The following is a 5,021-nucleotide window of genomic DNA, read 5'->3' as shown; positions in this document are numbered from 1 at the left end:
GGCCGCGGGCTGACCGCGGGCATCCGCGCGGGTGCGCGCCGCGCGGCCAGATCCGGCCCGGCCGGCCCAGGATGGATGCATCCGAAGGGCCGGCCGGGACCACCCTCGCGCCCCGCCCCCTTGCGCCATGCGCCCGCCGGTGCCGAAAATGCGGGCACAAGATCGAACAAAAGGGGCTTCGCATGACCAGCATCACCCGCCGCACGCTGCTCGCGGCCACGGGCGGCCTCGCCGCCGCCGCCATCATCGGGCGCGACGCCGCCGCGCAGACCCGCTGGCAGGTCGCCACCCCCTACCCCGACGGCAACTTCCACACGCGCAACATGCGCGCCTTCGTGGAGGAGGTGCAGACCGCCTCCGGCGGGCGGCTCCAGATCCAGGTCCATTCCAACGCATCGCTGCTGCGCATGCCCGAGATCAAGCGCGGCGCGCAGACCGGCCAGGTCCAGATCGGCGAGATCCTGCTCTCCGCCTATGGCAACGAGGATCCCTTCTTCGAGGTGGACAGCGTGCCGCAGCTGGTGACCAGCACGGACCAGGCGCGCAAGCTCGCCGAACTCCAGCGCAGCTATGTCGAGGCGCGCTTCCAGCGCCAGGGCCTCTCGCTGCTCTACTGGGTGCCGTGGCCGCCCTCGGGCCTGTACACCAACACGCCGGTCGAGAGCGTGGACACGCTGCGCGGGCTCAAGATGCGGACCTTCAACGCGCTGACCAACCGCTTCGCGACGCTGTGCGGCGCGACGCCGACGCTCGTGCAGCAGGCGGAAGTGCCGCAGGCCTTCGCCACCGGCGTGGTCAACGCCATGGTCACTTCGGCCGCCACAGGCGTCGACGTCCAGGCGTGGGATTTCTGCCGCTTCTTCACGCCGATCGGCTTCACGCGGACGAAGAACGCGATCTTCGTGCAGGCCCGCGCCCTGCAGGGCCTGCCGGCGGACGTCCAGGCGGCGGTCCGCGCGGCGGCGGCGACGGCCGAGGCCCGCGGCTGGGCGGCGTCCGACATCGAGACGGTGAACCAGCAGAACATCCTCGCCAGCCGCGGCATGACGGTCGGCACGCCGACCCCCGCGCTGATGCAGGGCCTGGCGCGCATCGGCGCGACGCAGGCCGATGAATGGGTGGCCAAGGCCGGCGACGAGGGCAAGCGCCTGATCGACGCCTACCGCGCCGCCATCGCCTGACGCATCCCGGGGGGGCGGGCGCCCCCCCGGCCCTTCCAAGGAACATCCACCGCATGTCGTATCCGGGCCTGCCGGCATGACCCCGCTGCGCCGCGCGCTCGACGCGCTCTATCTCATCGGCGGCATCGCGGGCGGCATCGCGCTCGCCGCGATCGGCGCCATCATCGCCACGCAGGTCATCGGCCGGCAGTTCGGCGCGACCGTGCTCGGCGCGGACGACCTGACCGCCTTCTCGGTCGCGGCATCGGCCACCCTGCCGCTGGCCTACGCCTTCCGGCACGGGGCGCATATCCGCGTCGACCTCATCATCGGGCGGCTCTCCGGCGCGCCGCGCTTCGTGATGGAGACGATCGCCCTCGGCATCGCGGCCGCGCTCTGCGCCTTCTTCGCCTATTCGATGCTCGACCTCGCCTTCGACAGCTTCGAGTTCGAGGACGTGGCGCAGGGCTCGGTCGCCTGGAAGCTCTGGGTGCCGCAGGGGATGGTCGGCGCGGGTGTCGCCATCTTCGCGATCTGCCTGATCGACGATCTCGTCGTTCATCTCACGGGCGGCGTGCCGTCCTACCGCCGCGCGGCGGAGATGTCCGCGCTCGAACGCGCGGCGGAGGAAGTGTGATGGAACTCGCCCAGACCGAAGCCGGGATGCTGCTGCTCGGCTTGTTGTTCGTCTTCCTCGGCCTCGGCATCTGGATCGGGCTCGCGCTCGCGCTGGTGGGCCTCGTCGGCGTCGTCGTGCTGCCCATCCTGATCCCGGCCATGCCGTCCATGCCGCCCGAGAAGGTGATGGGCACGGCGATCTGGCAGTCGCTGGCCTCCTGGACGCTCGCGGCCCTGCCGCTCTTCATATGGATGGGCGAGATCCTGTTCCGTACGCGGCTGAGCGAGGACATGTTCCGCGGCCTCGCCCCCTGGGTGCAGCGCCTGCCCGGGCGGCTGATGCATGTGAACGTGATCGGCTGCGGCATCTTCGCCGCCGTGTCCGGCAGCAGCGCGGCGACCGCGGCGACGATCGGCAAGATGTCGCTGCCCGCCCTGACGCAGCGCGGCTACCACGTGCCGATGGCCATCGGCAGCCTGGCCGGCGCGGGCACGCTCGGCCTGCTCATCCCGCCATCCATCGTCATGATCGTCTATGGCGTGGCGGCCGAGGTCTCGATCGTGCGGCTGTTCATCGCCGGCGTGATCCCGGGCATCATGCTGATGGTGCTGTTCAGCGGCTACATCGCGGTCTGGTCGCTGATGAACCCGAGCCTGACGCCGCCGGCCGACCCGCCCATGCCCTTCATGAAGAAGGTGCGCGAAAGCGGGCAGCTGATCCCGGTCGTCTTCCTGATCGGCTTCGTCATGGGCAGCATCTACCTCGGCTACGCCACGGCGACGGAGGCGGCGGTGTTCGGCGTGGTCGGCGCGCTCGCGCTGTCGGCCTGGGGCGGGTCGCTGTCCTGGAAGTCCTTCACCGACAGCCTGATGGGCGCGGTGCGGCTGTCCTGCATGATCAACCTGATCCTGGCGGGCGCGGCCTTCCTGACGCAGGCCATGGCCTATTCCGGCATCCCGGCCGCGATGGCCGCCTGGGTCGGGGCGCAGGGCTTCAGCCCCTTCATGATCATCGCCTGCCTGACGGTGATCTACCTGATCCTGGGCTGCTTCATCGACGGCATCAGCATGATCGTGCTGACCGTCTCGGTGGTGCTGCCGATCATCCAGGGCACCGGCTTCGACCTGGTGTGGTTCGGCATCTTCATCGTGCTGGTGGTCGAACTGGCGCAGATCACGCCGCCCGTGGGCTTCAACCTCTTCGTGCTGCAGGGGCTGACGGGCAAGGGCATCTTCGAGGTGGCGAAGAACACCCTGCCCTTCTTCTGCCTGATGCTCGTCGCGGTCGCGATGGTCACGGTCTTCCCCGGCATCGTCACCTGGCTGCCGCAGACCATGCTCGCGCGCTGAAGGGCGCGGGCGGCGCGCCGGTCAGCCGGACGCGCCGCTCGCCGCCTTCTGCCGCGCCCGCAGGCGGAAATGGCGGATGACGAAGAAGACGAGCGCGCAGAGGGCGACGCCGCAGATCGTCCAGAACAGCCGCTCGACCCCGAGCCAGGCGCCGAGGAACCACCCCGCCGCGACGAAGGACCCCGCCCAGACGCCGGCCGCGATGAAGTTCAGCACCGCGAAGCGCGCCCAGTTGTAGCCCGCCAGCCCGCAGACCACGGACGCCACGTTGCGGATGCCATAGAGGAAGCGGAAGGAGAGGATGAAGAGCGTGCCGTACTGTTCGAGCAGTCGGTTCGCCTTCTCGACCTTGGGCCGCTGCCCCGGGAAGCGCCGCAGGACCGCCGGCCCGTAGCGGCGGCCGAGGTAGAACCAGGTCTGGTCGCCAAGGTAGGAGCCGAGCCAGACGGACCCCATCAGGATCCAGGGGTCGACAAGGCCCACCGTCGCGCCGATGGCGGCGGCGGCGAGCACGAAGGTCTCACCTTCGAAGAAGGCCCAGAGCGCCGCGCCCACATAGGCGAGGTTGCCCCATTCGGCCCAGATTTCGGCCAATCTCGGAAGTCCCCTGCTGTCCAGGGAGACTGCCTGATCCGGGACCAAAGTGGAATGGGCTGCGCGCTACTTCCCTGGGGCGGGCCAGTCCGGGCGCTCGAAGCGCTGGACCTCCAGGGTATAGCCGGCCGGATCGCGGAAGAAGAAGGAGGTCACGCGATAGGTCGCCGAATAGGCCGGCGGGCCGGACATCTCGACGCCCTTTTCCTTCAGCCTCTCATACCACCCCTCGACATCCTGGTGGACGAAGGTGACCACGGTGCCGCCCTCGACCCGCGGGTTGTCCGAGGCGCGCGGCGCGCGTGCCCGGCAAACGCCGATGAAGGCGCGGCCCCCCGGCGCGGGCGCGTAGATGCGGCAGAACCCCTGGTCCTGCGCGAGATGCAGGCCGAGCACCTCCTCATAGAACCGCCAGGAGGCTTCCGGCTTCTCGGCGTAGAGGAAGGTGATCTGTTGCTGGAACGGTGCGGCCATGCCGGGAAATCTGTCGCGTCCAGTCGCGCTTGCCAACCGGCTCCCCGCGCGCGGCGCGATCACAGCCGCGCGGATGCGCGGGACAGGGCGCAATTCTGCGTGACGAGACAGCCCGGCGCCGGGTGCTCGTTGCCGGGTGGAAATGCATTCGCGAACGCGTGATTATACCGCTTCGGCCATGAAGGGCCGTCCGTACCAAGGGAAGACAAGGCATGAGCGACCTCGCCAACAAGATCGGCGGCAAGATCCCGATCAAGGAGCCCGCCTGGCTGAAGGAATTCAAGACCTTCATCATGCGCGGCAACGTCATCGACCTCGCCGTCGGCGTGGTGATCGGCGCCGCCTTCACCGCGATCGTCTCCTCGGTGGTCGAGGACCTGATCAACCCGATCGTCGGCATCCTGATGGGTGGGATCGACTTCTCGAACCTGTTCATCGTGCTGTTCGGCGAGCGGAAGGCCTCGCTCGACATGACGCGCCAGGGCGGCGCCTCGGTGCTCGCGATCGGCGCCTTCCTCAATGCGGTGATCAAGTTCCTGATCGTCGGCTTCGCGGTGTTCTGGCTGGTCAGGATCCTGAACCGGCTGCAGCCGGCCAAGCCCGCCGAGCCCGCCCCGCCCCCAGGCCCGACGCCGACCGAGGCGCTGCTGGCCGAGATCCGCGACGAGCTCCGCGCCCGGCGCGGCGGATCGAACCCGCCCGGCCCCTGAGGGCAGCGGCGCGTCCCGCATGGGTCGACCCGGGCCGCGCGCTTCCGGGTCGACCGCCCGCCGGGCGGGGCAATCCGCGGACGCGCGCGGCGTCGGGGCCGATCAGTCCGCCGCC

At 69.9% G+C, this 5,021-nt stretch carries 6 protein-coding genes; 4 read left to right on the top strand and 2 right to left on the bottom strand.

Annotated elements, in window-relative coordinates; all coding sequences use genetic code 11:
- Nucleotides 1–182 precede the first annotated feature (182 nt).
- The 3 genes from HW577_RS20590 (at nt 183) to HW577_RS20580 (ending at nt 3,128) form a co-directional block, all read left to right on the top strand.
- Nucleotides 183–1,181, top strand: coding sequence for a TRAP transporter substrate-binding protein (locus tag HW577_RS20590; RefSeq protein WP_198377997.1), 999 nt, complete (start codon nt 183–185; stop codon nt 1,179–1,181).
- A 76-nt stretch (nt 1,182–1,257) separates the two neighbouring features.
- Nucleotides 1,258–1,797, top strand: coding sequence for a TRAP transporter small permease (locus tag HW577_RS20585; protein WP_198377996.1), 540 nt, complete (start codon nt 1,258–1,260; stop codon nt 1,795–1,797).
- Nucleotides 1,797–3,128 carry a TRAP transporter large permease gene (locus HW577_RS20580; protein WP_198377995.1) on the top strand — a complete coding sequence of 444 codons (1,332 nt, stop codon included), beginning with the start codon at nt 1,797–1,799 and terminating at the stop codon, nt 3,126–3,128. Before HW577_RS20585 ends, HW577_RS20580 begins: the two co-directional genes overlap by 1 nt.
- Before the next feature lie 21 nt (nt 3,129–3,149).
- Here the strand turns inward: HW577_RS20580 and HW577_RS20575 are convergent, their stop codons facing one another.
- Entirely contained in the window at nt 3,150–3,722 is a 573-nt protein-coding gene (locus tag HW577_RS20575) for a DedA family protein (RefSeq protein WP_198377994.1), read from the bottom strand.
- Between the two features lie 66 nt (nt 3,723–3,788).
- Nucleotides 3,789–4,196 (bottom strand): VOC family protein, encoded by a 408-nt coding sequence (locus tag HW577_RS20570; RefSeq protein ID WP_198377993.1) that lies wholly within the window; start codon nt 4,194–4,196, stop codon nt 3,789–3,791.
- 212 nt (nt 4,197–4,408) lie between these two features.
- Here HW577_RS20570 and mscL point away from each other — a divergent pair, with 212 nt between their 5' ends.
- Nucleotides 4,409–4,906 carry a large conductance mechanosensitive channel protein MscL gene (gene mscL, locus HW577_RS20565; RefSeq protein WP_198377992.1) on the top strand — a complete coding sequence of 166 codons (498 nt, stop codon included), beginning with the start codon at nt 4,409–4,411 and terminating at the stop codon, nt 4,904–4,906.
- Nucleotides 4,907–5,021 lie beyond the last annotated feature (115 nt).

The organism is Neoroseomonas rubea, assembly GCF_016106015.1.
GTDB lineage: Bacteria > Pseudomonadota > Alphaproteobacteria > Acetobacterales > Acetobacteraceae > Neoroseomonas > Neoroseomonas rubea.
Note: the sequence above shows the minus strand (reverse complement) of the source record. Positions and strands in the feature narration are given on the sequence as shown.